The organism is Spirosoma spitsbergense DSM 19989 (genome assembly GCF_000374085.1).
GTDB classification, from domain to species: Bacteria; Bacteroidota; Bacteroidia; order Cytophagales; family Spirosomataceae; genus Spirosoma; species Spirosoma spitsbergense.
This window is the reverse complement of the sequence record NZ_KB893554.1, coordinates 21,278-46,814: the sequence shown is the minus strand read 5'-3', so window position 1 is coordinate 46,814 and position 25,537 is coordinate 21,278. Positions and strand designations below refer to the sequence as shown.

The following is a 25,537-nucleotide window of genomic DNA, read 5'->3' as shown; positions in this document are numbered from 1 at the left end:
TTAATCTTCATCCGTTACGCAGCCTTCACTCGCCGACTTTACACTGCGAATGTATTTGCCCAGTACCCCTTTCGTAAACGGCGGGGCGGGTTGTTTCCATTCGCTTTTGCGGGAGGCCATCTCTTCGTCCGAAATGTGCAGCGTTAACAGGCGGTTAGTGGCGTCGATGGTAATCCGGTCGCCGTTGTGAACCAGGGCAATAGGACCACCGTCGAAGGCTTCGGGCGTTACGTGTCCCACTACAAAACCGTGCGTACCACCCGAAAAACGACCGTCGGTAATCAGGGCTACTTTATCGCCGAGTCCCGCGCCCATAATGGCCGACGTTGGTTTCAGCATCTCACTCATACCGGGTCCACCTTTTGGACCCGCATTGCGAATAACGATAACCTGACCTGGCAGGATTTCGCCCTTCTGCAAGGCGTCAATCACTTCACTTTCGTGCTCACACACTTTGGCAACCCCTTCAAATTTCAGGCCTTCCTTACCCGTAATTTTGGCAACCCCACCCGTAGGCGCCAGATTACCGCGCATAATCTGGATATGACCGGTGGCTTTGATAGGGTTGCTAACCGGGCGTACAATCTGCTGGGTCTCAAAATTCAGCGACAGAATATCGGCCAGATTTTCGGCTACGGTCTTGCCCGTAACGGTGATGCAATCGCCATGAATCATCCCCTGCTCGTAGAGGTACTTCATTACGGCCGGAACACCGCCAATTTCGAGCATATCTTCCATGTAATATTTACCGCTCGGCTTCAAATCAGCCAGGAACGGAACCCGGTCACTAATCGCCTGAATTTCATCGAGGGTGAGCGTAATACCGGCTGCCCGGGCAATGGCTAGATAGTGCAGCACCGCGTTGGTGGAACCACCCAGTGCCATGACAACCGTCAGGGCATTTTCGAGTGATTTGCGGGTAATGATTTCGGCGGGGGTAATGTTCTTTTCGAGCAGTAACCGCATGGCGGCACCAATCTTTTTACACTCCTCCTGTTTGCCTGCATGCGTAGCCGGGTAGCTGCTGCTGAACGGTAAACTCAGGCCCATCGCTTCAATGCTGCTGGCCATCGTGTTGGCGGTGTACATCCCTCCACAGGCACCCGCTCCCGGAATAGAGTTTTGAATTACTCCTTTAAAATCTTCATCGGATATGTTGCCGGCGTATTTCTTGCCAAGGGCTTCAAAAGCTGAAACAATATCTAATTTCTGTCCTTTATAGTGTCCTGACCGGATGGTACCGCCATACACCATAATACCGGGCCGATCCAGACGAGCCATCGCCATGATGGCACCGGGCATATTTTTATCACAACCCACCACCGTTACAACTCCATCATACCACTGCGCGGCCACGACCGATTCAATCGAGTCAGCAATTAAATCGCGGCTGGGTAGCGAGTAACGCATACCGTCGTTGCCGTTCGTCATGCCATCCGACACGCCAATCGTATTGAATATCAGTCCGACCAGTCCGCTTGCCTGAATACCCTGTTTGACGTAGACGGAAAGTCCATTCAGGTGCATGTTACAAGTGTTGCCTTCGTAGCCGGTGCTGGCTATCCCAATCTGGGGCTTTTGCATGTCGGCTTCCGTTAAACCAATGCCATACAGCATGGCCTGGGCAGCGGGGTTACTTACTTCCTGCGTTAACGTCCGGCTAAAACGATTTAATTCAGTGGTTGGTTGGTCAGTAATCATATTCTACATTTAGCGAAATTTCGCTGATGGTGTAATAACGCTGTAAAGTAAGATGATGTTTCGGAGAAAGGCAAGAATTTGCAGATTATTTGTGGGTTAAAACCGGACCCTATTAATTTTGGGGTATGACTACAGAAACACCCTCGCATTACGACCATCTGGAGCAAATGTCCGTTCATGACTTGCTTACCAATATCAATGCTGAAGACAAAACGGTCCCCATGGCCGTTGAACGATCCATGCCGCAGATTGAAACGCTGGTCCCTGAGATCGTTAAACGCATGAAACTGGGGGGGCGACTAATTTATATCGGGGCTGGTACGAGTGGCCGGTTGGGGGTAGTGGACGCGTCGGAATGCCCACCCACATTCGGCGTTCCTTTCGAGCTGGTTATCGGCCTAATGGCGGGTGGTGATGGGGCCATTCGAAAAGCCGTTGAATTTGCCGAAGACGATGCGGAACAAGCCTGGAAAGACATGGCGCCTTACGAACCCAGAGAGCACGATACGGTTATTGGCATTGCTGCATCGGGCCGGACTCCCTACGTTATTGGTGGATTGCAGGAGGCTCGTAAGGCTGGTTTGCTTACGGGTTGCATCGTTTGTAATGAGGGGTCGGCGGTGGCAAAAGCAGCTGAGTTTCCAATCGAGGTAGTGGTAGGGCCGGAGTTTTTGACCGGCAGCACCCGCATGAAAGCGGGTACGGCGCAGAAACTGGTACTGAACATGATTTCAACGTCCGTAATGATTCAGTTGGGCAAAGTGAAGGGGAATAAAATGGTGGATATGCAGTTAACCAATATCAAGTTGCAGGACCGGGCGGCCAAAATGGTGATGAGTGAACTAGGCGTTGACCGCGCCGAAGCCAAGTCCCTGCTGGATAAGTTCGGTAATGTGCGCGGAGCTATTGAGGGGTACGCGTCCAGGTAAACATAAGTTCTGTTTTTATACACTTCCAGAGCCGACCGCAGGCACAACCTTCGGGAAGCGGGCAGGTGCCTTGAGTTGTGCCTGTTCGCATTTTGTGAGTAACTGGGCTATCTCCGTTAAACAACGAATAAGCGAATAACAACCAGCGGAGGGAATACTTTTAACGTTGATTAGCGGTTGCCCATGTTGGTCGATAACCAAGTGCCAGCCGGTTTGTTTAGGGTCTGGAAAGTGGTGAAGGGTATAGTCGTTAATTCGTTTGAACCAAGTAAGACACTCTGACTGGCGGGTGTAGAAATGACATTTCAGTAGAGCTGCCAGGGCTTCTACATGTATCCAGGCCCATTTCTGTTGCCAGTCTGGAAAAAGGACGGGCTGCTGCTTGAAGTCAATAAATTGATTCAGGCCACCCCCCAACTCGTCCCAGCTTTGGGCACAAAGCCGTAAACACCATTGCACAACCTGCATCGCCAGTTTTCGCTGTTTATTGCCAATCAGGCCCGTTCGAGACGGGGTAGTTTCGGCACAGAAATCAAGCAGACAACTGGCTGTCTGGAAGGTTAGGCCTACGTTAATCCGGCGACCTTCGGGGGTATTGATAAATGAGCCTTCCGGCAGAACGTATTCGCGGAGTACGTCCGTGCGCTTATCGACAAACTCGTTCAGTATTTCCTGAACAAGTACTTCAGCCTGCTGTTTCCAGTGTTCTTCTTCCACTAAGGGCTGCATTTCCAACAGCATCTTTAGTAGCGCTATTGGCTCACTCAGATGGCGGATTTGCCTGAACGCACCAAGCTGTTCAATTTGCTGGATTCGGGTTTCTTCCCAACGCCGGAGTAGTGGCGTGGCAAGCTGCTTGGCCAGCATCGCCCACTCATCATTGCCCGTAGCCTGGTGAAGTTGTGCGTAGGCCATCGCGGTCGAGCAATCGGGAGTAACATCGGTAGCGGCTGCAACAGGACGACCCCGTCGGTCGAGTTGGGCGTAACAGGTAAGTGTGTCAGTATGGGCAAACTGATAAAGAAACGCTGCCCCATGCTGGGCGTGTTCGAGCCAGGCGGGTTGACCATCTAGGTTGTTGTATAGCCAGGCAAAAGCCCATACCTGCTGTGCCTGCTGGGTTACGAATTTATCACCCTCAATTACCTCACCGGTTGTCGATAGCAAGTCAAAATACCCCCCGCATTTCATATCCCGGCTGTTTTTTAGCCAGAATGGTACTACCTGACGAAGCAGTGCCTGTTGATAGAGCGCGGAAAGTTTTTGAAAATCGAGCACGTTGTAAAGATAGGAAGGCGGCTTCCCAAAGTTGAGCCGGTTGATACAGATTTTTTTCTGTTTTACCCCTCCAACTTTGGGAAGCCGCCTTTTCTGCAAAAGAGTTATCCTAAGTGATTACGATCAGTATACTTTCATCATCTCCTGTTGCTCCCTGCGGTAAGCCGCTTCCTCATCAGGCAGGATAAATTTCATGGGTTTACCAACCTGACCGGGCAACAGGGCAATATCCAGCACCTGATTAACCGTTTCGACGTAGTGAAACGTTAGGTTTTTGATGTAGGTCTGGTTTATTTCATCGATGTCTTTCCGGTTCTTCGCGCAGAGGATAATTTCTTTGATACCAGCCCGGTTTGCCGCCAGAATTTTTTCTTTGATACCTCCCACCGGCAGCACTTTACCCCGCAGCGTTACCTCACCCGTCATAGCCAGATAAGGTTTCACCTTACGCTGCGTATAAATGGAGGTCATCGAGGTCAGCATGGTGATACCAGCCGATGGGCCATCTTTCGGAACGGCCCCCGCCGGGATGTGAATATGCAAATCGTAGTGGCTGAAAACCCGATAGTCGATGCCTAAATCGTCGGCATGGGCTTTGAGGTAGGAGAGAGCCGTTACGGCCGATTCCTTCATTACATCGCCCAACTGACCGGATAGCGTAAGCACACCTTTTCCCCGGCTCAGACTCGATTCAATGAGCAGAATTTCGCCCCCAACCTGCGTCCAGGCCAGACCCGTTACAATACCGGCAATATCGTCGTCGGCGTACAGTTCCTTGTCGAATATTTCGGCACCCAGCAATTTAGGGATATCGACCACTTTGATCGAGTGATTGTATTCTTCGTCCATGGCAATGGACTTGGCCACTTTCCGAATCAGCGCACCAATCTTTTGCTCCAGATTTCGAACACCCGATTCGCGGGTATAGCCTTCAATGATGCGCAGAATAGCTTTATCGTCAATCGCCAGGTCTTTCGGCTTCAGGCCGTGATCCTGCCGCTGTTTGGGAATGAGGTATTTTTTGGCAATCTGTACTTTTTCCTCAACCGTATAGCCCGCAATATCAATGATCTCCATCCGGTCGCGCAGGGCGGGGTGGATGGTGTCGAGTGAGTTGGCCGTAGCGATGAACAGTACCCGCGAGAGGTCGAACTCTGTTTCGAGGTAGTTGTCCATGAACGTAGAATTCTGCTCCGGGTCGAGTACTTCAAGCAACGCCGAGGAAGGGTCACCCCGAAAGTCAGAGCTTACTTTGTCAATTTCGTCCAGAATAAAAACGGGATTAGCCGTACCGCATTTGCGGATGTTCTGAATGAATTTGCCTGGCATTGCCCCAATGTACGTTTTGCGGTGACCACGAATTTCGGCTTCGTCATGAACACCACCCAGGGCCATCCGGCTGTATTTCCTCCCCAATGCTTTGGCTACTGATTTTCCCAGCGATGTTTTCCCTACACCCGGAGGGCCGTAAAGACATAAAATAGGGGCTTTCATGTCGTTTTTTAGTTTCAGAACGGCCAGGTATTCAATAATCCGCTCCTTCACTTTTTCCAGCCCAAAATGGTCGGCATCCAGGATTTTCTGCGCCCGTTTCAGGTCGAAATTATCTTTGGTGTACTCATTCCAGGGAAGGTCAACCATCAACTCAACGTAGTTCATCGTAACCGGATATTCCGGGGCCATCGGATTTACACGCTGTAGTTTGTTCAGTTCCTTATCGAAATGGGACCGTACTTCGGCGGGCCACTTTTTACGGTCGGCCTTCATCCGAAGCTCATCAATTTCGCGGTCGGGGTTATCAATTCCCAGTTCGTCCTGCAGCACCTTCATTTGCTGGCGCAGGTAATAATCACGCTGTTGCTGATCGAGGTCAGACGACGCTTTCGATTGAATCTCGCGCTTGAGTTCCAGCAGCTGCACCTCACGCAGCATATATTCCAGCAACAGATTGGCCTGCTGATTCCCCTCGGCCAACTCCAGCAGCCGCTGCTTGTCAGCTACTTCCGCGTTGATGTTGGACGATAGAAAATGGAGTAAAAACGTAGGACTCTCGATGTTGTCAAGCGCAATGCGGGCTTCCTGTGGAATTTCAGGATTAAGGCGTAGAATTTTATAGGCCGCATCCTTCAGTGACTGAAGGAGTGCTTTGCCTTCTTTCTTGTTTACCGCCGGAAAAGAATCATCAATCTGGCGCACCCGCGCCGTAATGAACGGTTCCTCCTGAATGATTTGCTCCGTTTCGAAACGTTTCTTGCCCTGAATAATGATCGTGATGTTCCCGTCTGGCAGGGTAATCATCTTAATGATATAGGCTACCGTTCCGAACCGATAGAGATCGTCGGCCGTGGGTTCATCCTTCTGCTGGTTGAGTTGGGCAACAACGCCGATGATTCGATTGCCTTTGTAGGCTTTTTTGACTAATCGGATTGACTTCGACCGTCCAACCGTGACGGGGATAACCATACCCGGAAACAAAACCGTATTGCGAACCGGCAGGATCGGTAAACTTGCCGGTAACTCATAGTCATCATCTACCCCCTCGGGAGAACCGAGTGGAACAATCTCTAAATTATCCGAGTCAAAATCGGACAGGAATAAACGAGTTGATAATTCTTTTTCTGAAATCATAAGTACACTGCCAGGCTGGCAGCTTTCAACAATGGGTCGGTGCCTAAGTTATAAAGAAAGGCAAGGAAAATGAGGTAGTTGCAAGCCCTGTGCCAAGTATGCTGTATATGACGAATTGGCCGGGTATTCGTTATTTACACACAAAATTAATAAATTAGCATACTTGCTAATCCAGAAATTTATTATTCGAGTGAAATGTTTTGGACTGGCTGGTTTTTGCGAAAGACAAATGTTTTTTTCTGTGTCTGATATTTGATATTAACCATATTTACCTGGTCGTCGAATGCATCCATCAGTACATCCTGCTTCAACATACCTCCTCTAAACGGCTCTGCCAAAGGCATTTCTAGATACAGCCAGTTGGCATCTGCTTCCACTTCGTGCCCAACGTATTTAACGGATTTCAGTTGCTTCTGTGGCGTTAAAAAGCGAAAATGTGCCTGCACATATTGTTCAATCAGGGGGTCATTCTTATCCGTTCCACGACCAGAAGCTTCGCTTAAATTGACTTTGCTATTTGAAGCTGCCGAAAGGGCTTTTTCAAAGTCATCCGTAAATATCCGCATACTAATTTCGAATACCTGCTCTTTAGCGTTGTACTCCATCTTGGTAACGCTGGCATGAAAATCATGCCGGGAGTGACTATTGCTAAATAGAAGTAAGAAAAATAAACCGCAAAGACACAAAGGGCTTCGCAAAGAAAAACGCTGTACACCCTGCGAAACCCTGCTAACTTTCTGACTGAACTTTTTAAAAAACAGCTTTAAAAACATCATTGAATATAGCGAAGGCCATCAGGCCAAGTAGAATAACCATACCTACGCGTTGCGCGCCTTCCAGGAAGCGGTCAGATGGTTTACGACCCGAAATAATCTCGTAACTCAGAATCGTGACATGACCACCATCGAGTGCCGGGATAGGCAGCGCGTTCATAAAGGCGAGAGCCATGGAGAGCAAGCCCGTTACGGTCCAGAAACGATCCCAGACCCAGATCCCGCCAAATAGATTCTGGGCAATACCAATCGGACCACTCAGGGCTTTGGAAGCCGAAACCTCACCCCGGAATATCTTGCCGAAGCCTTTTATATTGTCGAAAACAACCTGAAACGCTTTTTGCGTACCCACACTCAGGGCTTCGCCAAACGTGTATTCCTGTTTCGTTATGGGCAACAGGAACTCCGGGTAGAAACCAATGGTGCCCTCGGGTGTAGTGGTCATACTGAGCGTAACGGGCTGACCACTCCGGTTAATTCCGAGTGTTAGCGGCTTTCCTTTCAGGGGTTTTACGATATCCGTAAATTCATGGTAAAACTGGATGGGTGTACCATTGATACTGGTAATGACATCACCCGCTTTTAACCCCGCTTTCCCGGCTGGCTGACCCGGTACCAATTCTGCCACTTTGAACGGCTCGATTGGTTCGATAAACTGTCCGGCGGCCTTTTTATCCGCCAGTTTATCCACGAAATTATTGGGGATATAAATGTCGATCAGTTTGCCATTCCGATCAACGGTGTAGGAACTGTTATTGCCTAAAAAGACGTCGGAACTGCGGATTTCGTTGAAGTCGGTAATAGGTTTCCCGTTTACTTTCACGATTTTATCGCCCGTTTTCAATCCAATGCTTTTGGCCAGATCGTAGGCTACAATACCGTATTTAGCATCTTTCGCGGCCAGATACGTATTGCCGTTTTTATACGCCAAAATGACGAAAATCATGATGCCTACCAGCACATTAACGATAATACCACCCAGCATTACAATAAGCCGTTGCCAGGCTGGTTTGGCCCGGAACTCGTAAGGCTTCGGCTCGGTATCGGTATGAGCCGTATCCAGGGATTCGTCTATCATACCCGAAATTTTCACGAAGCCTCCCAAGGGGATAGCCCCTATACCGTATTCGGTTTCCCCCCGCTTTATGCTAAATACTTTTGGCGGGAAGCCAATAAAATACTGCTCCACCCGCATACCAAAGGCTTTGGCCGCCAACAGGTGCCCCAACTCGTGTAAACCAACTAAAATGGACAAACCCAGAATGAGTTGTCCCGCCATTACTAAAATTTCCATTTATTCAGAACCAGGATAAGACCAGTTTTAACCTTATTTAACAAGTATAAATCGATGCAACCGGGAAGGCTACAACGAATGAACCACTAAAGATTTGCAGATTTGGGTGCGTAACAATGATAAAAACGCTGTGTGTGAATAATATAATACAAACAGCTAAACGAATGTTTTAATTCGCTCCGTAGCCAGCCGGCGGGTTTCCTCGTCAGTCCGCACGTAGTCGTCATAATCGGGATTTTGCACAAATGTACTCTTTGCCAAACAGGATTCGATCAGTTCCGAAATTTCCAGAAAACTGATCTGGTCGTGCAGAAAGGCATCTACAGCCACTTCATTAGCGGCATTGATAACGCAGGCCGCATTACCACCCCGCTCCAGCGCATCAAAAGCCAGTGGCAGATTTCGGAACGTGGTCAGGTCGGGCTGTTCGAAGGTGAGTGACGGATAATCCATGAAATTGAAGCGTGGAAAATCAGACTTTAGCCGATCCGGATACCCCAGCGCAAATTGAATGGGCAGACGCATATCGGGCAGGCCCATCTGCGCTTTCAGGCTTCCATCTTCAAACTGCACCAGGGAGTGAACGATGCTTTGTGGATGGACTATCACATCAATCTGATCTGCCCGAAGGTTGAACAACCACTTCGCTTCAATCACTTCCAGCCCTTTGTTCATCAGGGTAGCGGAATCAATGGTTATCTTGGCCCCCATGGTCCAGTTGGGGTGTTTGAGCGCCTGCGCCTTGGTAACGGTCGATAAAAATTCCCGCGATTTACCCCGGAACGGACCACCTGAGGCCGTCAGGATAATTTTTTCAATCGGATTATGAAACTCCCCGACCAGGCACTGGAATATGGCGGAGTGTTCAGAATCGACGGGGTAGATATTCACCCCTTTCTGGGCTGCCAGCCGGGTAATTAGCTCGCCCGCTACTACCAGGGTTTCTTTGTTAGCCAGGGCAATGGATTTTCCTGCTTCGATTGCTTTGATGGTAGGCAGCAGTCCGGCATAGCCGACCATGGCGGTCAGCACCATATCGACGGTGTCCATCTGCACGACGGAGGCAATGGACTTGGCCCCGGCATACACTTTAATACCCAGCGGGTCGAGTGCTGAAAAGACTTGATCATACCGATCCTCATTGCAAATAACTACCACGTTCGGGTTAAGTGCTACGGCCTGCTCAATCAGCAGTTCGGCGTTGTTATTTGTCGTCAGTACCTCGACCTGAAACCGGTCGGGGTGGGCCTTTATCACCTCCACGGCCTGGGTGCCAATGGAACCTGTAGAGCCAAGGATGGCGATATGGCGTTTGGGAGTATCACTCATAAATATCTTTTCTATTGCCTACCTTGACCACTTCTACGGTCACAGTAACGTCGTCGACGGTATAAATAACGCGGTAATCACCGATACGAATTCGGTAACTATCAGTAGCATCTTTCAGCTTTTTGCAATTGACCGGGCGTGGTTCATCGGCTAAGTCATCAATAGCTGACGCTACTTTACCAAGCATGTTTTTGGGCAGCTGACGCAATTGTTTCGAGGCAGAGTTTTTGAAGAGAATCGTATAACTCATCCGTCGAGCAGTCCCTCATTTTTTAGCTCCTTTTTAAGGTCCTCCCACGGAATCGTTTCCTCATGCTTCACCAATTCCACATCCAGTAAGTCTTCCAGGTCTTCTTGTAAATACATGACCACATCGTGGCCAGTTTGGCCGCTTCGTTTTAGTTCGTCAAGGTCAATAACAATGGCCTTTCTTCGGCCATCCGCATCCGTTAAATAATTTATTGCTTCCATAGTTCTTAAGCTGTTTATGCAATTCCTGTTAACCCAATACTTTATTTCGCGGTTTTATATACTTTGAAACCCACTTAAAGGATATCAACTGGCGGATTTGAGCAAGTCAAAATTGACTTTAACATTCAGTTCTTCTTCAAGGGCTCGGATGAAATAAACGCCTTCTGGATAATGCATCAGTAAATCATTGATGAATTTTTCTGCTGACTTACCTGCATCCTGGATTTCCTGTTTTTTCAACCTGATGTATCGTTTACGCTGGTCAGCCAACCGGGCATTGTCCAGGTCCAACAGTCGAATAAGGTTATTGGCCTCAATGTCATTCGGGTTGGCGGCTGCATAATCACCGTCAATGTAAAGAATACGTTGCTCTAAATTTTCTGCGGTTGGATGAAGTATTGGTTCATTCCACTTCTCTGACTTTCTGATGTTCCAGAGACTTTTGACAAGAAACCAGTTATGGTAATTGTCATCCGCTTTACCTTTCAGTGTAGGGTTGAAGTGCTCAATATGAGCATCATCCGAAGACCCCAGATAAGTTTCAGTGTAAGCGCATAGATTATGCTGTTCCTGAGCTAACAAGGTACGTAGCTTCGTGTTACTCCCTTTCTTGTAGGTCAATTTCTGCTCAATAACAGCGGACTCGGCCAATTTTACTACTCGACGCATTGCTGGTTAGAATTTGTAATTGTCGCCCAGTTTTGCGCGTTTGGTGATCAATTCATTTTTACGGACTGGATCGGTCTCATTTCTGACCGCTACCCCCAAGTTACGATACTCTTCATAAGCCGCTAAGCCTTCATCGAGCATAAGTTCGTTCAATCCAAAATCCTCGCTTAAAATATCATTCGGATCATCGCCGATGGGTGCAACACCGCTTTTGCATTTCACCTCGCCGTTTTCATCAAAGTACAGGATAAACCGCTCGCAAGGTTCAAAAGCTGATGCAACAAAAGGTGAGTGGGTAGCAAAGAAAAATTGTGCTTCAGGAGCCAGAGAGGTGTAGTATTTAACTAACTCCTGCTGAATATCCGGAAATAGTGATCGTTCCGGTTCATCGAAGAGAATTACCGTATCGGTCGTATCAAATTTATAGAGTGGAATAGCAGTAGCCAGAAGTTGACGGGTGCCGGTACTTAAGTACGAACTGTCGATTTTGATGCCCCCAGCGGTGCGAAGCGTAATAGGAACGTTGCCCGCGTTCGTCTCTAACTCCAGAAAAAACTTGTTCAGGATAGGGTTAAGGCACTTTTCGGCTAGTTCGTGACGAGGGTCAGATTGTAACCATTTTTGCAACTCTTCCTGAAATTTATTTTTAGATGTGTTTTGAACGATATTCTTAATCTTAGTTACCGTTGTTTCGTCATACTCAATAATTTCTTTAAGTAAGTATTGCCATATCGATAGCGATTGCAAGTCGCCTAATGATATGGCTTTCTTTGAGCCAGCTTCATCAATGCGCTGTTCGTAAGCAATTTTTTCTTTTTCTACCTGTATATCAGTTTTTACAAAATCTGAAAATGTTTGTGGGTGATCTTTTTGGTCAAACAAAAAAGCGTTGGCTTCGCGGGAAATCGAGTCTTTAATGTAGAGACAAAGCTTTTTAGTTTTTTCTTGATCTTTTAGTGAGTTATAAATCCCCAGTCCTTTTAGCCAATGGTAACCTAAGTTTGCGTATTTAGATTTAGCATCTAAGTCTAAATGATCGAGTATATCTTTAAGCTCATCATAGTCTAAAGTAATTTTTTGTTCATCATAAATGGCATGGACTTTTATCTCTTCAAAAGTAATATAGGCCTCATCTTTTACTGGAATATTATCAAGGGCTACTCGATGATAACTATCGACAAACACTTGAAAAAAGTCCCAAATAACATTCAATAACGTTGTCTTTCCGGTACCACTCTGTCCGATAAAACACACTTTCTCTAAGGGTTGACCTGCTTTTGGGTGGTCAGCCGGATAAGTAAAATCAAACTTTATATTTTTGAATTGACGGTATTCGCCAATGTCGATGCCGGTTATTTTCATGTTATACTATCCATTACGCATTGTGCATTATCTCCACCAATTCATCTGCAATCTTTCGATCGTTGGCTAGCCGTGGTACTTTGTTCTGACCACCCAGCTTCCCCTGCGATTTCATATAACGCTGGAAGGCTCCCCGTGGTAAACCCGTTAATTTCAGCGGTTGCAGGATGGAGCCGACAATCAGGTCGCTGTAATATACGTTCAGTTCAATCAGGCGGTTGTCCAGATCGCGGGCGAAGGCGATGAGGTCGTGCGGGGGCGTGGCAAACTCTACCAGCCATTCGTGGTAGGGGAGGCCTTCTACCGGACTAACCATGGGCGCCACGGTAAACTCCACTACTTCCGTTTCGGGGTGCCTCTGCATGGCATCCTTCAAGGCCTTCTCCACTTCTTCGCCAATGACGTGCTCACCAAAAGCCGATATGAAGTGCTTGATGCGCCCCGTCACCAGTAACCGGTAAGGCTCTCGTGACACAAATTTTACCGTGTCGCCCAGGGAGTAGCCCCACAAGCCGGCATTGTTATTGATAATGACCGCGTAGTTTTTACCTAGCTCTACTTCCTCGATTGTCAGTCGGCGCGGGTTTTCGGTGAAATACTCATCGGCGGCAATGAACTCGAAGAAAATGCCGCTGTCCAGCAGCATCAACAATCCCTCTTCGGTCTGGTTATCCTGAAACGCAATGAAGCCTTCCGACGCGGGGTAAGTTTCGATGGAATCGATCCGCTTGCCGATACTCTCGAACAGTTTTGCCCGGTATGGCTCGAAGTTAACTCCGCCGTACACAAACACCGAAAAATCAGGGAACACATCTTTGATGAGCTTGCCGGTACGCGCCTGAATCCGGTCGAAGTACATCTGCACCCAGGGCGGAATGCCCGAAATCAACGACATCGGCTGGTCGATGGTTTCGTCGATGATGCGCTCCAGCTTGGTTTCCCAGTCGTCGATAACATTGGTTTCGTAACTGGGCAACTGGTTCGTGCGCAGGTAGGCCGGGACGTGATGATTGGCAATGCCCGACAACCGGCCGATGTTGATACCGGCTTTCTGGATCAGCTCCGGGCTGCCGGATAAAAAGATGAGTTTTTCATCCAGAAACGCGCCGTTTCCTGTTTCGTTTATGTAGTTCAGGAGTGCATCGCGGGCCGAGTCGATATGGTTTGGAATGGAATCCCGGGTGATGGGAATGTATTTGGTACCTGAGGTTGTACCCGATGTTTTAGCAAAATAAAGCGGCTTCCCCTTCCACAGAACGTCGGAGCTACCGGCCAGTATCTGTTCAATGTACGGTTTCAGGTCTTCGTAATCCCGGACCGGAACCGCCTGTCTAAACTCCTGAATAGTCTGTACATCCTTTAATCGATGATCGCGGCCAAAAACAGTGTCCCGGCCACCGGCTACCAGCCGTTGAAGCCAGCGTTGCTGCGCTTCGCCCGGCTGATACATCCAGCCTTGCTGACGCTCTACTACCCACCGGGCCAATGGCTTACTAACGACCGAACGAATTCCCATAGCAACGCAAAAGTAAGGTTAAATTGGATGAGGTAGGAGAATGATACCAACGGACCATTTACTAAATGGTGATTACAGGTCATTGATAGGCATTTATACCTCATTCATTAGCCATCACTAATCATTCTGATTAATAATCTATATTTTTGCACACATTTCAATAAACCAGTACTCGTAATAAGGCGTTCTGCGTCGACCTATAATGGGACTTTTCAATTTTTTAACCAGCGACATAGCGATTGACCTGGGCACGGCGAATACCTTGATTATTCATAAGGATCGGATTGTGGTGGATGAGCCTTCGATTATTGCAATGGACAAAGTCAGCGGCAAAGTGCTGGCTATTGGCCATAAGGCTATGCAAATGCACGAAAAGACCAATGAAAACATCAAAACGATTCGTCCATTAAAAGACGGTGTTATTGCCGACTTTACGGCCGCTGAACTGATGATTCGGGGAATGATCAAGATGATCGACACGGGCAGTAAACTGTTTTCCCCGTCGCACCGGATGGTTATCTGTATTCCATCGGGTATTACAGAAGTAGAGAAACGGGCCGTTAAAGACTCGGCTGAGCATGCCGGAGCCAAAGAGGTATACATGGTACACGAGCCAATTGCTGCGGCCATTGGTATCGGTATCGATATTACCCAACCCAACGGAACCATGATTGTGGACATTGGGGGGGGGACGACTGAAATTGCAGTAATTGCCCTGTCGGGTATCGTGTGCGAACAGTCGATCCGGATTGCGGGTGATGTGTTTACCCGTGATATTGTGGATTACATGCGCCGGGAGCATAATCTGCTCATTGGAGAACGTTCTGCCGAGCAGATTAAAATGGAAGTAGGATCGGCACTGCCCGAACTCGATAACCCACCGGCCGATTACGAAATCCGGGGTCGTGACCTGATGACCGGTATCCCCAAGGAAATCAAGGTTACGTACAGCGAAATTGCGTATGCCCTCGATAAATCCATCTCGAAAATTGAAGAGGCTACCATGAAAGCACTCGAAATTTCGCCACCAGAATTGTCGGCCGATATTTATACCAACGGTATTCACCTGACGGGGGGCGGTGCATTATTGCATGGGCTGGACAAGCGGCTGGGCGCAAAAACCAAGCTGCCAATTCACGTGGCTGATGACCCACTCAAAGCTGTAGTAAAAGGCACGGGTGAAGTTATCAAGAACCTGGATATGTACCGGTCAGTATTAATTAGTTAATTTATTTGCCCGGCTGCCCGCTTACACCAAATGGGAGAGTTAGTTGACTTTTTTGTCCGAAGCCGGAACTTCATTCTGTTCGTATTGCTGGAGGTAGTTAGCTTTTACTTCATTATCAGTACCAACAACTATTGGAGTGCGACCTATTTCAACACCTCGAACCGGTACGCGGCTCAGGTGTTGGCGTGGTCTAATACGGTGAATGAATACACGAATCTGCGACAGGTAAATGCGGAGTTGGCGCAGGAAAATCAACTGCTTAATAATCGGTTGACGGACCTGCTGCAAAACCGCCCCCCGGCCCCAGCTATGTATCAGGCCGACTCTGCCTTTGCCAACCGATTCAAGTTTACGGTGGCCAAAGTAGTTAACAACACGACACAACTGGCCAATAATTACATCACCATAGATAAAGGTACCGACGATGGCCTACACCCCGGTATGGGCGTTATTTCGCCAACGGGCGTGGTGGGCAAGGTAAAGATTTGTAACCAGCATTTCTCCGTTGTTACGTCCATTCTCCATTCCGAGTATCTGGTATCCTCCCAGCTGGTTAAGGCAGGGGAAATTGGTTCGGCCAAGTGGGATGGTGTTGATCCAAGTCTGATAAAGCTGGAGGATGTTCCACGCCATAAGCCCGTCAGTATTGGGGATTCTGTCGTGACGTCGGGCTTTAACCTGACTTTCCCCCCGGGTATTCTGGTGGGACGTGTCCGGTCGGTAGGTGTTCAGCCTAACCAGACCTTTCATGACATCACGCTCAATCTGGCCACGAATTTCAGCAATCTGGCCTTTGTGTATATAGTAGAAAACCGGCTACAGGCTGAACAGGACCAGTTAGAGAAAAAAGTTGAAAACGAGAAATAACTAATCCGTTAGTCAGTTGATGGGTCAGTCAATCAGTTGTTCACTGGACCACTGCTGACTAACTAACCCATTGACCAATTAACTGGCCAACTCAGTAAAATGACCTTTCGCGAAATCGTATCGACTGTTTTTCTCTTCCTGCTCTATTTAACGCTACAGATTTTGCTGGTTAGAAACCTGGTTTTGTTCGATTACGCCTTTTGCTTTATCTACATTGCCTGTATTCTGCTTCTGCCCAACGAAACCAGTTTTTCCTGGCTGTTGCTTATTGCTTTTACGACGGGTTTTGTGGTTGATATATTTTACAATACCCCCGGTATGCACGCGGCAGCTACGGTACTGATGGCTTTTTGCCGACCGCTGGTGGTGCGTTCTCAAATCGATGTGCCGGGAATGGAATCAAGAATTGAATTTTCGCTCAATGAATTGGGAGCGGGTGCGTTTTTTCGCTACGTGTTTATTCTGGCCCTGATTCATCATACCGCCCTGTTTTTCATTGAGGCCAGTAGTTTAACCTTGCTCGTTCCCACACTTGTACGGGTAGGGGCAAGCACGTTGTTTACGACATTCAGCATTGTACTGATTCAGTTTTTTACCCGAAATTAAAGCCCATCTGAGTAACAGATACGTCATCTTTTGTTTAATAATACATGGCTGAAACGCTGTTTATACCCCAAACGACAGACCGGCAGGCTATTTATGATAGCTTGGTGCCACAAATAGCCGCGCTGGTTGCCGGTGAAACCGATTTGGTGGCCAATCTGGCCAACATTGCTGCTGCCCTGAAAGAGGCCTTTGGTTTTTTCTGGGTTGGCTTCTACCTGAAAAAAGAGAATCAACTGGTGCTGGGACCTTTTCAGGGGCCCGTAGCCTGTACCCGAATCGCGTTTTCGAAAGGGGTATGCGGGGCCGCTTACGTACGTAAGGAAACGATAGTGGTGCCCGATGTTGAGCAGTTTCCCGGCCATATTGCGTGTAGTTCTGCGTCGAAATCGGAGATAGTCGTGCCCGTATTCGATCGCTCCGGACACGTGCTGATGGTACTGGATGTTGATAGTGATCAACTAAATGATTTTAGTGAAACTGATGCCAGCGGACTGGAACAGATAGCCCGGCTGATAACCGGCTTTTATTGATTATTCCTATTACTAAACCTTTTAAGCAGTATGCGCTATCCTATTCTATTCATTAGCTTATTTAGTTGTCTGGCTTTTCCGGACGTTCAGGGGCAAACACTCAACACGTTATCGGCCCAGGAAAAGAAGGACGGCTGGAAGTTGCTTTTCGATGGGCGGGATACCCGTGGCTGGCATGTATACGGCGGAAAAAAGGCCGGGCCTTCCTGGCAAATTGAGCAGGGTGCTCTGAAATTGAATGTGCCAAACCGGGTAGGGAATAAAGCACCCGATGGGGGTGACCTGGTAACGGATGCGGTATTTACCGGTGATTTTGAATTTACCGCCGAGTGGAAAGTAGAACGGTTCACCAATAGCGGGATTTTCTTCTTTGTTCAGGAAAGCCCTCAGTATAAAAATATTTTCGATACGGGTCTGGAACTTCAGGTGCTGGACGATGCCATTTACGAAGGTGCGAATGAAAACAAGCACCGGGCGGGCGATTTTTTCAGTGTGGCTAATGCCCGTGTTCGGGAACTGAAGCCGGTAGGGGGGTGGAATAAGGTGCAATTTGTTCTCAAAAAGAATAAGCTAACCGTGTCGCTGAATGGATTCAGCATTCAGGAGCATGATTTGACGGGCGAGGACTGGAAAAAACGGGTCGCTGAGAGTAAACTCAAAGACGCTCCCATCAGCAAAGGACAGTTCACTGGCCGGATTGGCCTACAGGACTGGGGCAGCACTGTATGGTTTCGGAATGTAAAAATTCGGTCGCTCTGATTGTCATACCAATTCAGATTTGAAAGGGTGTAAACGAAAAAAGATGCTGTTTATCAGCATCTTTTTTCGTTTACACCTCGTCAGAATCAGTCTAGCCGAACCCACATCGCACCAGAAAGTATGCCACCGGGATCGAGCACCGCTAATCCCTCTCCGTTGTTGAAGGCATCTACGTTGGCGGTTAGTGGCTCAATGGCGATACTATCCCGCCGGGGTGGCGTATAGCAAACCAGATAGTTAAGTTTACCCTCTCCGGTTTGCTGCCCTACGATGAGCCGAACCCCCGTTTTTATTGATTGGAGGACGGTTTCCGAATAGGATTGATTTTGAACTGGTTCAATGAGAAATACATTGTTCAACTCCCGTTCGTGCAGAGGTAGGGTTTCCTCCGCCTGAACGGCGCCTTTAGCTGTTGGAATCAGATTCTCATCTAAGCCAATCGGACTGTGAGCCGGTAAGGAAATCGTCATATTGTCGACCATCTCACGCGTTGTTTCTGTATCCTGAATGAATGTAAAGTAGGGGTGCCAGCCAAAAGCGGCCGGGCTCCGGGTTAGGCCTGTATTCTGAGCCGTGTAGCTAACCCTAAGGGCACACATCCTGTCTATATCCGACGAACTTCCGTAATCCAGTGTGTTTGCCTGTACCAACTGATACGTTATAGTCAGGGCAAATGGAAAAGGGTAGCCGAAAGTATCACCGGCATAATCGTACCGCAGAACAAGCTGCGCATGGGTATCGGTTACCTCCTGACTCACTACAGAAAAGGGCTGACGATGCACAAAGCCGTGTAGGGCATTATTGCGCTGTGTCTCGTTCATTTTGAGCGCGTAATCTTCCCCATCGAACGAATAGATTCCGTGACGAATACGACTGGGAAACGGATAGAGAAACGCACTGGCGTAGCTTTCATCCGCTGCCAGTGCCTGAGGGGAATCTGGCGCTTCGATCAGCGCAAACAGGTGATGCCCTTTTCTAAGTACTAACCGGCGCAGGATAGCACCAAATTCGGGGATGATAGCAAGGAATTCACCCGTTTCCGTGTGTTCGAGCAGATACTCTGTAAGGGGGGCCGTGTCGGTTGGCAGGAGGCCAAACGGCTGGGTCGTGATTTGAAATGGCATAAGCTAGTACGCTTTTGTAGCTACGAGTATAATCCCGTCTGGTTGCCTATTGTTTGTTGAATTTATCGAACGTTCAAAAAAAGGAATGAATTGCGTTATAATTCGCCTTCAACGCCTAATCCAAACAGGGCAAAATCGTATCGTACCGGGTCATGAGCATCGAAAAGCCGGAGGTTTTCGGTAAGTTCAAGGGTCGCTTTCCAATCTGTCTGAGTCCGGGTGAGCAACCCCAGTTGGCGGGCTACCCGGTTCACGTGAACGTCGATGGGTATTAGTAGCTGGCTGGGTTGAAGGCGTGTCCACAACCCGAAATCAACCCCCCCGCCAACCGCGTTGCGGTCATCCCGCCGGACCATCCACCGCAAAAACATCAACAGCCGTTTGCACGACGAATTACGGGCGGGTGTGGCAATATGCTTTCGGGTACGTTCAGGAAAAAAGTCGGTGAGGCCACAAAATCGATCGTGAAAAGCGATTAGCCCCTGCTCAACGGTATTGGTAACTAAATTGGGAGACTCCTCCGCCAGCGAACTGGAGCCTGGTTTAGTCGGTAGAAACGCGTCTTCCAATGAGTCGTTTTTCTGGTAATACTGGCGGAAGAAATGCAGAAAATAAAGCGCGTCAGTAGCGTTGAAGGTACGGTGTTTGAACGCCAGAAACCGCTCTAGATCACTTTCCTGGTGGTTGAGGATGAAGTCGTAGGGCGAGCCATCCATGAGGGTAACCAGTTGATCCGCTTTTTTCAGGATAACCGGACGCTGCCCCCAGGCCAGCACGGCGGCCCAGAACCCCATAATTTCAATGTCCTGTTTTTGGCTGAACCGGTGCGGAATGCTAATGGGGTCGCGTTCAATGAAGGAAGGCCGATTGTACTGATCGGCCTTTGCATCTAAAAACTCTTTTAATTGATTGCCACTCGTGGTCATTACGCTGCGCGGTCAATTGATAGTCATAAAGTAGTCATTAAGCTGGCGGTCATCGCGTCATTAGTCTTCATCATGTGTGGAAGCCTACAATGACGACGACTAATGACGGGAAGTAAAATGACTATTCAATGACGATGAAGTGTAATGATAAAAAATGACAGGTGTGCTACTTGCTTTTTCCTCCGCTAACAACCCACGCCAGTGCTCTCGAAATACCGGAAAATAAGCTCAGCAGTGTCGACATAATGAAGGTGAACACGGCAATGAAGGGATAAGCCAGCGTAAACATAATGCTGAACGTTACATAACCCGGTGAGGATTTCATTTGCTCATCGCGTTCACGGTGACGGCGGGCAATGCGTTCTTCTTTCGTTTCCATTACATTGATAGATTGGTCATTGGGCTTTGCTGTCATTGGTCATTACGCCTGGCGGTCATTAGTGGTAAAGCAACTGAACAACCATGATTGACTATCAATGACTACCAGGCGTAATGACCACTTAATGACTAACGACTAATGTAACTTACCTCAGCCCGAAAACGCCGATCCTCGGGCGAAAGTTTCGTGAATGCCTGGGTGGAGAGTTTAATCAGAATCTTGTCGTTGACACCCGTGTCTGGCAATCGACCAATCACTTTTACCCACATACTCTGGTTATTAAACTCATTTCGGACCTGTACCAGCGTGCCGATGGGAGCACTGCGATGCAGCGCCAGGTATTTCCCCGATCCGCTGCCTTCAATCATTTCGGCCACTCCACTGCTCGAAATACGCCGACCACGGGTGGGCATGGGGGCATCATTACCAGGACTTGGTAACTCTACTTCCGGCTCGGCTGGTTTCGGTGTTGTTGTTGAGGACGCGTTTTTGCTGACCGTCTCGTCCGTTCCGGGACCCTGTTCATTTCGCCGGGTCGGCTTTGGGTCGGCGGGGAGTGAGGTTTTGGATTCGTTGGAATGGGTTTCGGTCGGTTTAGGGGTGGAGGGGGGAACGGTTTTGGGTTCATTCGAATGGGTTTCGGTCGGCCGGGCCGGTGCGGGCGATGCTGGTCGGGCTGGTATACCGGCATCGGCGGGCGAGGAGGGGTTACGGTCCTGATACGCCTTTTCGGAAACGATCAACGCCTGCCCAATCATGACATTATCGCCGGAGAGGTTGTTCCACTTCCGCAGGTCCGACTGTGATACGCCGTAACGACTGGCCAGGCTATACAGTGTCTGGCCTGCTTCTACCACATGGATACCCGCTTTGGCCGGGTCATTGGACTTCTTGGTATCGTTTTCGGTTGCAGCCTGTTTCTTTTCTTCCTTTTCCTGTTTCTTAATCGCTTTGTCTATCTTTTTCTCTTCTTTCTTACTCAGTGCACCATCAGGAATTGGAATTCTGATGACCTGATCGTACCGAAGTGCATCGCTCATATCGGGGTTGGCGGCCCGTATTTCGGCTACCGACCGACCATACCGACGGGCAACGGCATACAGCGTCTGGCCTTCGTCGACCCGGTGCAGGATATATCGTTTGCCGTCTGTTTTTTCAATACCAACGGAGTCAGCAACGGGCCTCCGGTTCGTAGGAAAAGGAGCGGCCCTAACAGAAATAACGTGTATAAAGCCGATAAGGAGAAATACGGCACCACAGACAGAATAATTTTTCATAGGGTAAATACAATAGAGTCTGATACCAGTGGGTGTTAAATCCCAAAAGACTGTCGGTATGGTATAGTAACGACTTAAGTCCTAAAATTAAGGCAATTTTCGCGGAAAGCAGGTATTCTGTCAGGGCGCAATTTCTAAAAAAAAGGACCTGTCTGTACTGAATTGGTTACCTTCATACCCCTGTTAAATCTTGTTAAAAAGGGCGCTTGCCTGATCTTTCCGAACACAAACAGATGTTTGATGTTAAACGAATACGAATTTACGTTACCCGATTTTTTCTGTAGGGTAGCCAAAATTCATTTTATAAACCACTTACTGAGCACATGCAAACCTATTCGATACTCTGGGCCGATGATGAAATAGACCTTCTGAAACCCCATATCCTGTTTCTGAAAAATAAAGGATACGACGTTACCCCTGTCAACAGCGGAGCTGATGCGCTGGATCAGGTAGAACAGGCAAATTACGACGTTGTCTTTCTCGATGAAATGATGCCGGGTATGACGGGGCTGGAAACACTCTCGCAGATAAAGCAGATGCGCCCCAACCTCCCCGTAGTTATGATTACCAAGAGTGAGGAAGAGCATATTATGGAGGAAGCCATCGGCTCAAAAATTGCCGACTACCTCATCAAACCCCTCAACCCGAATCAGATTTTACTTTCGGTCAAAAAAATACTGGACAACAAGCGACTCGTTACCGAGCGTACCAACATTGGTTACCAGCAGGATTTTCGGAACATATCCATGCAGTATAACGACCGCATGGATTTTGAAGAATGGACCGATGTGTACAAAAAGCTGATATACTGGGAGTTGGAATTGGACGAATCGCAGGACAAAAGTATGCTGGAAGTGATGAACATGCAGAAGAGCGAGGCTAACTCGGAGTTCTGCAAGTTCGTTATAGACAATTACGAAGACTGGCTGAACGACCCCAAGATGGAAAGCCCGGTCATGTCGCACCAATTGATGCGAAAGAAAGTATTTCCATTGCTGAATCAGGCGGGTGATACGGATTCCCCGCTCTTTTTTATCCTGGTGGATAACCTGCGCTACGATCAGTGGAAAATCATTCAACCCCTGCTGGCTGAGTACTTCACGGTGGAGGAAGAATCCTCATATTACTCGATTCTGCCCACAACGACCAGTTTTGCCCGTAACGCTATTTTTTCGGGGATGATGCCCAGTGAGATGGAACGCAAACATCCCGACTTGTGGGTCAACGACGATAGCGAAGATGAAGGACTGAACAACCACGAAAGCGAGTTTATGCAGCGGCAACTCGACCAAAGCCGGTTGAATATCAAGATGTCGTACCATAAGATTCTGAATGTTAATCAGGGTAAATCGCTGGTCGATAACTTCAACAACCTTCTTCAGAATCAGTTGAATGTAATAGTGTATAACTTCGTGGATATGCTGTCGCACGCCCGTACGGACATGGCCATGATCAAGGAATTGGCCCCTGATGAATCGGCCTACCGCTCCCTCACCCGGTCGTGGTTTATGCACTCGCCCCTGCTGGAGTTTATTCAGCGGATTGCCAATAAGGGCGGGCGGATGATTATCACCACCGACCACGGCATGATTCGGGTACAGAAGCCCGCCAAGATTGTGGGCTATCGGGAAACAAACACTAACCTTCGTTACAAGCAGGGCAAAAATCTGGGCTTCGATGATAACCACCTGTTTGTGGGGCGTAAGCCGGAGCGGCTCTTTCTGCCCAAACCGCACGTATCAACGGCCTACGTCTTTACGCTGGAAGACTACTTCTTTGCGTACCCCAACAATTACAATTATTACGTGAATCACTACCGCAATACCTTCCAGCACGGGGGCGTGTCGCTGGAGGAAATGATTATTCCATTCGCCTACCTGAAGGCGAAATAAAAGGAATAACGTGAATACGGGATTAGTTTTGCCTCATGCGGGCCATTGATAATCCCGTATTCACGTTGAACTAAGTAGGAATGTATGGGGCAGTATCTACTGCCCCATTTTTTTACGTTTAAGCCTATCATTCGAATGAGAAGCCCGATCAAATACCTGCTCTGTTTTATTTTCATGGTACCTCAGGCAAGTATAGCTCAGGTAGATAAGGTTACCGGATTGGTACACTATATTCCTGGTCTTACTACGCCCGATTCACTCAATGCTACCGATTTCAGGGAACAGGATCAACCTCTTGTTAAGGGAACGCTGGCCCTGTTGTGTACCCATGTCCGTACGTTTACCGCATCTCAGGTAATACTGGAAGGCATTCCTGTAACCAATCTTGTGCTGCACTTCTATGATGATCGCTTATTCAGGATTGATTGTGACTATAATGAACCATTGAGCCGGTTTTTTACCCGAAAATTCGGGCCGGGTGTAAGCAAGCCAGTGAGCCAGTTCCGGGTTTGTAAGCAGGGGGATGACAAGTTTCTGACCGTGTGGGGCGAAGCCTGGCAAGGTAAGGAGACTGCGGCATTTGTCGTTTATCGGAAAGGATATACTACCGGGTGCCAGCCTGAAGAAGATGCCAGATTGGTGCTATGGAGTCAACCGCTATCGGCTCTATGCTCGGAGTGTGACTTACAACCAACTACTTCATTAATGGAGGAGTACCGCCAGTTGCAGCAGGGAAAATAACCAATCAGCATTCTTTAGCAGGTGATCAGGGAATAAATTCCAGATCGAGCAGATTCTGGAGAATATAGGCCTGTGTACCATACAGTTTGGCCATCTCACCCAGTCGGGAAAGTTCTATGGATAGATTATCCTGGTAGTTTAGCAGCGAATATTTTGCAATGGCCTGTTCAATGGGTCGGGTAATTGCCCTGGTTGCTTTGGCCAGCACACCATTCACAATGATCAGTTCGGGGTTAAACAAATGGACAGCGGTGGCCAGACCCCGGCCCAACTCACTGCCCACATCATTGAGCAGGTCAATACAGAAGGTATCACCGGCGTTGGCTTTTTCAATAATTAGTTCAATAGCAATGGTATCCGGATCCCGTTCGGCCAGTGTGGATACCCGGCCTTCCCGCAGGCCGGCTTTTGCCCGCCTTATCAATGACGAGGCTGAGGCTACGGTTTCCAGACAGCCTATTTTGCCGCAGGTGCATAACTCACCGTCGGTTTTCATTTGAATATGCCCCAATTCGCCCGCGAAACCGGCTGTTCCCTGCAAAATGGCCCCGTTGGTGATAACGCCCAGCCCGATTCCCCAGTCGATGTTGATCGACAAAACGAAGTTTTTCCCCTGAGCCAGCCCAAAGCGGTGTTCTCCCACAAGCATGGCCTTGGTATCGTTGATCAGAAATACGGGGGCATCGAATACCGATTGCAGTAAATTGCTCAGCGATTGGCCATTTCTGGTCACCTCGGGGTACGTATGATTGATTCCTTCTATCGGATTAACCAAACCGGGCATGGCTACCCCCGACCCAATAACGACCAACTCATCTGCTTGAATCTGGTAAGTAAGGTCTGCGAGGGCACCGCGCAGATTGTCCAGAAATGATACGGAGTTTTCCAGTTGCAGGGGCAGATCGACCCGGTGCAGCACCTGGTTGGCTAAGTTGAAAACGACTAGTTTAGTGTCATGGACCGTAATGTCGACCACAACGGTAGCGTAGGGGAAAGGAGTAAGGGCAAACAGCGATGGTTTACGACCATATTGAGCGGTGCCAGTGCCTATACTCCTAACCCATTGACCGACGTTCAGTTCGTCAATCAGGGCGGTCATAGAAGGTATACTAGTGTGGATTAAGTTCGCTAACTGGGAAATGGTGCCTGATTCGGCTCGGTATAATTCGGCAATGATACTTCGTTTTAACCTATTCTTTTTCGTGTCAATGACCGAAAAAATAGCATTATCGTGCATGGTAGTTACTGTCGGTTCAGC

At 48.4% G+C, this 25,537-nt stretch carries 24 protein-coding genes; 8 read left to right on the top strand and 16 right to left on the bottom strand.

The annotated features are described in order from the left end of the window. Positions 1 to 1,701 (bottom strand): dihydroxy-acid dehydratase, encoded by a 1,701-nt coding sequence (ilvD, locus tag B157_RS0118680; RefSeq protein WP_020604833.1) that lies wholly within the window; start codon positions 1,699 to 1,701, stop codon positions 1 to 3. A gap of 125 nt (positions 1,702 to 1,826) precedes the next feature. Here ilvD and murQ point away from each other — a divergent pair, with 125 nt between their 5' ends. Then, positions 1,827 to 2,630, top strand: a complete 804-nt coding sequence (gene murQ, locus B157_RS0118675) for an N-acetylmuramic acid 6-phosphate etherase (RefSeq protein WP_020604832.1) — start codon at positions 1,827 to 1,829, stop codon at positions 2,628 to 2,630. A gap of 15 nt (positions 2,631 to 2,645) precedes the next feature. On the opposite strand, the gene B157_RS0118670 is transcribed toward murQ, so the two are convergent. From B157_RS0118670 to B157_RS0118625, 10 genes are all read right to left on the bottom strand, one after another. Beyond that, positions 2,646 to 3,908 (bottom strand): AGE family epimerase/isomerase, encoded by a 1,263-nt coding sequence (locus B157_RS0118670; protein WP_041952195.1) that lies wholly within the window; start codon positions 3,906 to 3,908, stop codon positions 2,646 to 2,648. A 123-nt stretch (positions 3,909 to 4,031) separates the two neighbouring features. Then, complete coding sequence (lon, locus tag B157_RS0118665; RefSeq protein WP_020604830.1) at positions 4,032 to 6,536, bottom strand: endopeptidase La; 2,505 nt, start codon at positions 6,534 to 6,536, stop codon at positions 4,032 to 4,034. A 182-nt stretch (positions 6,537 to 6,718) separates the two neighbouring features. Further along, positions 6,719 to 7,222 (bottom strand): DUF6702 family protein, encoded by a 504-nt coding sequence (locus tag B157_RS35695; RefSeq protein WP_342664705.1) that lies wholly within the window; start codon positions 7,220 to 7,222, stop codon positions 6,719 to 6,721. 64 nt (positions 7,223 to 7,286) lie between these two features. Further along, positions 7,287 to 8,603 (bottom strand): RIP metalloprotease RseP, encoded by a 1,317-nt coding sequence (gene rseP, locus B157_RS0118655; RefSeq protein WP_020604828.1) that lies wholly within the window; start codon positions 8,601 to 8,603, stop codon positions 7,287 to 7,289. A gap of 156 nt (positions 8,604 to 8,759) precedes the next feature. Beyond that, positions 8,760 to 9,932, bottom strand: coding sequence for a 1-deoxy-D-xylulose-5-phosphate reductoisomerase (locus tag B157_RS0118650; RefSeq protein ID WP_020604827.1), 1,173 nt, complete (start codon positions 9,930 to 9,932; stop codon positions 8,760 to 8,762). After that, positions 9,925 to 10,182, bottom strand: coding sequence for a type II toxin-antitoxin system RelE family toxin (locus B157_RS0118645; protein WP_020604826.1), 258 nt, complete (start codon positions 10,180 to 10,182; stop codon positions 9,925 to 9,927). Before B157_RS0118645 ends, B157_RS0118650 begins: the two co-directional genes overlap by 8 nt. Next, positions 10,179 to 10,403, bottom strand: coding sequence for a hypothetical protein (locus B157_RS0118640; protein WP_020604825.1), 225 nt, complete (start codon positions 10,401 to 10,403; stop codon positions 10,179 to 10,181). The genes B157_RS0118645 and B157_RS0118640 overlap by 4 nt, the downstream gene beginning before the upstream one ends. Positions 10,404 to 10,487: 84 nt before the next feature. Next, entirely contained in the window at positions 10,488 to 10,985 is a 498-nt protein-coding gene (locus tag B157_RS0118635; RefSeq protein ID WP_245565137.1) for an HNH endonuclease family protein, read from the bottom strand. A 93-nt stretch (positions 10,986 to 11,078) separates the two neighbouring features. After that, a complete protein-coding gene (locus B157_RS0118630; protein WP_020604823.1) occupies positions 11,079 to 12,434 on the bottom strand; it encodes an AAA family ATPase in 1,356 nt (451 codons plus the stop codon). A 13-nt stretch (positions 12,435 to 12,447) separates the two neighbouring features. After that, positions 12,448 to 13,950, bottom strand: a complete 1,503-nt coding sequence (locus B157_RS0118625) for a GH3 auxin-responsive promoter family protein (protein ID WP_020604822.1) — start codon at positions 13,948 to 13,950, stop codon at positions 12,448 to 12,450. Between the two features lie 202 nt (positions 13,951 to 14,152). Here B157_RS0118625 and B157_RS0118620 point away from each other — a divergent pair, with 202 nt between their 5' ends. The 5 genes from B157_RS0118620 (at position 14,153) to B157_RS0118600 (ending at position 17,940) form a co-directional block, all read left to right on the top strand. Further along, positions 14,153 to 15,178 carry a rod shape-determining protein gene (locus tag B157_RS0118620; protein WP_020604821.1) on the top strand — a complete coding sequence of 342 codons (1,026 nt, stop codon included), beginning with the start codon at positions 14,153 to 14,155 and terminating at the stop codon, positions 15,176 to 15,178. A 30-nt stretch (positions 15,179 to 15,208) separates the two neighbouring features. Continuing rightward, positions 15,209 to 16,045, top strand: a complete 837-nt coding sequence (gene mreC, locus B157_RS0118615; protein ID WP_020604820.1) for a rod shape-determining protein MreC — start codon at positions 15,209 to 15,211, stop codon at positions 16,043 to 16,045. Between the two features lie 99 nt (positions 16,046 to 16,144). Continuing rightward, positions 16,145 to 16,651: a hypothetical protein gene (locus B157_RS0118610; RefSeq protein ID WP_020604819.1), complete on the top strand. Its 507-nt coding sequence runs from the start codon at positions 16,145 to 16,147 to the stop codon at positions 16,649 to 16,651. Between the two features lie 44 nt (positions 16,652 to 16,695). Further along, positions 16,696 to 17,181, top strand: a complete 486-nt coding sequence (locus B157_RS0118605) for a GAF domain-containing protein (protein WP_020604818.1) — start codon at positions 16,696 to 16,698, stop codon at positions 17,179 to 17,181. Between the two features lie 30 nt (positions 17,182 to 17,211). Beyond that, positions 17,212 to 17,940 (top strand): 3-keto-disaccharide hydrolase, encoded by a 729-nt coding sequence (locus tag B157_RS0118600; RefSeq protein WP_020604817.1) that lies wholly within the window; start codon positions 17,212 to 17,214, stop codon positions 17,938 to 17,940. Positions 17,941 to 18,026: 86 nt separating this feature from the next. Here B157_RS0118600 and B157_RS0118595 read toward each other — a convergent pair whose 3' ends face one another. The 4 genes from B157_RS0118595 to B157_RS0118580 form a co-directional block, all read right to left on the bottom strand. Next, positions 18,027 to 19,064, bottom strand: a complete 1,038-nt coding sequence (locus B157_RS0118595; RefSeq protein ID WP_020604816.1) for an aldose 1-epimerase — start codon at positions 19,062 to 19,064, stop codon at positions 18,027 to 18,029. Positions 19,065 to 19,159: 95 nt separating this feature from the next. Continuing rightward, positions 19,160 to 19,990 (bottom strand): TIGR02757 family protein, encoded by an 831-nt coding sequence (locus tag B157_RS0118590; RefSeq protein ID WP_020604815.1) that lies wholly within the window; start codon positions 19,988 to 19,990, stop codon positions 19,160 to 19,162. A 166-nt stretch (positions 19,991 to 20,156) separates the two neighbouring features. Continuing rightward, positions 20,157 to 20,369 carry a hypothetical protein gene (locus B157_RS0118585; protein WP_026308794.1) on the bottom strand — a complete coding sequence of 71 codons (213 nt, stop codon included), beginning with the start codon at positions 20,367 to 20,369 and terminating at the stop codon, positions 20,157 to 20,159. A 128-nt stretch (positions 20,370 to 20,497) separates the two neighbouring features. Then, positions 20,498 to 21,646, bottom strand: coding sequence for a LysM peptidoglycan-binding domain-containing protein (locus tag B157_RS0118580; RefSeq protein WP_020604813.1), 1,149 nt, complete (start codon positions 21,644 to 21,646; stop codon positions 20,498 to 20,500). Positions 21,647 to 21,969: 323 nt separating this feature from the next. On the opposite strand from B157_RS0118580, the gene porX reads away from it, so the two are divergent. Together porX and B157_RS0118570 are read left to right on the top strand one after the other, a co-directional pair. Beyond that, entirely contained in the window at positions 21,970 to 23,538 is a 1,569-nt protein-coding gene (porX, locus tag B157_RS0118575; RefSeq protein WP_020604812.1) for a T9SS response regulator signal transducer PorX, read from the top strand. A gap of 174 nt (positions 23,539 to 23,712) precedes the next feature. Then, on the top strand, positions 23,713 to 24,279 hold the full coding sequence (locus B157_RS0118570) for a hypothetical protein (RefSeq protein ID WP_245565135.1): 567 nt from the start codon (positions 23,713 to 23,715) through the stop codon (positions 24,277 to 24,279). Between the two features lie 25 nt (positions 24,280 to 24,304). Here the strand turns inward: B157_RS0118570 and B157_RS0118565 are convergent, their stop codons facing one another. Then, positions 24,305 to 25,378 carry an ROK family protein gene (locus B157_RS0118565; protein WP_245565133.1) on the bottom strand — a complete coding sequence of 358 codons (1,074 nt, stop codon included), beginning with the start codon at positions 25,376 to 25,378 and terminating at the stop codon, positions 24,305 to 24,307. Positions 25,379 to 25,537: the final 159 nt, after the last annotated feature.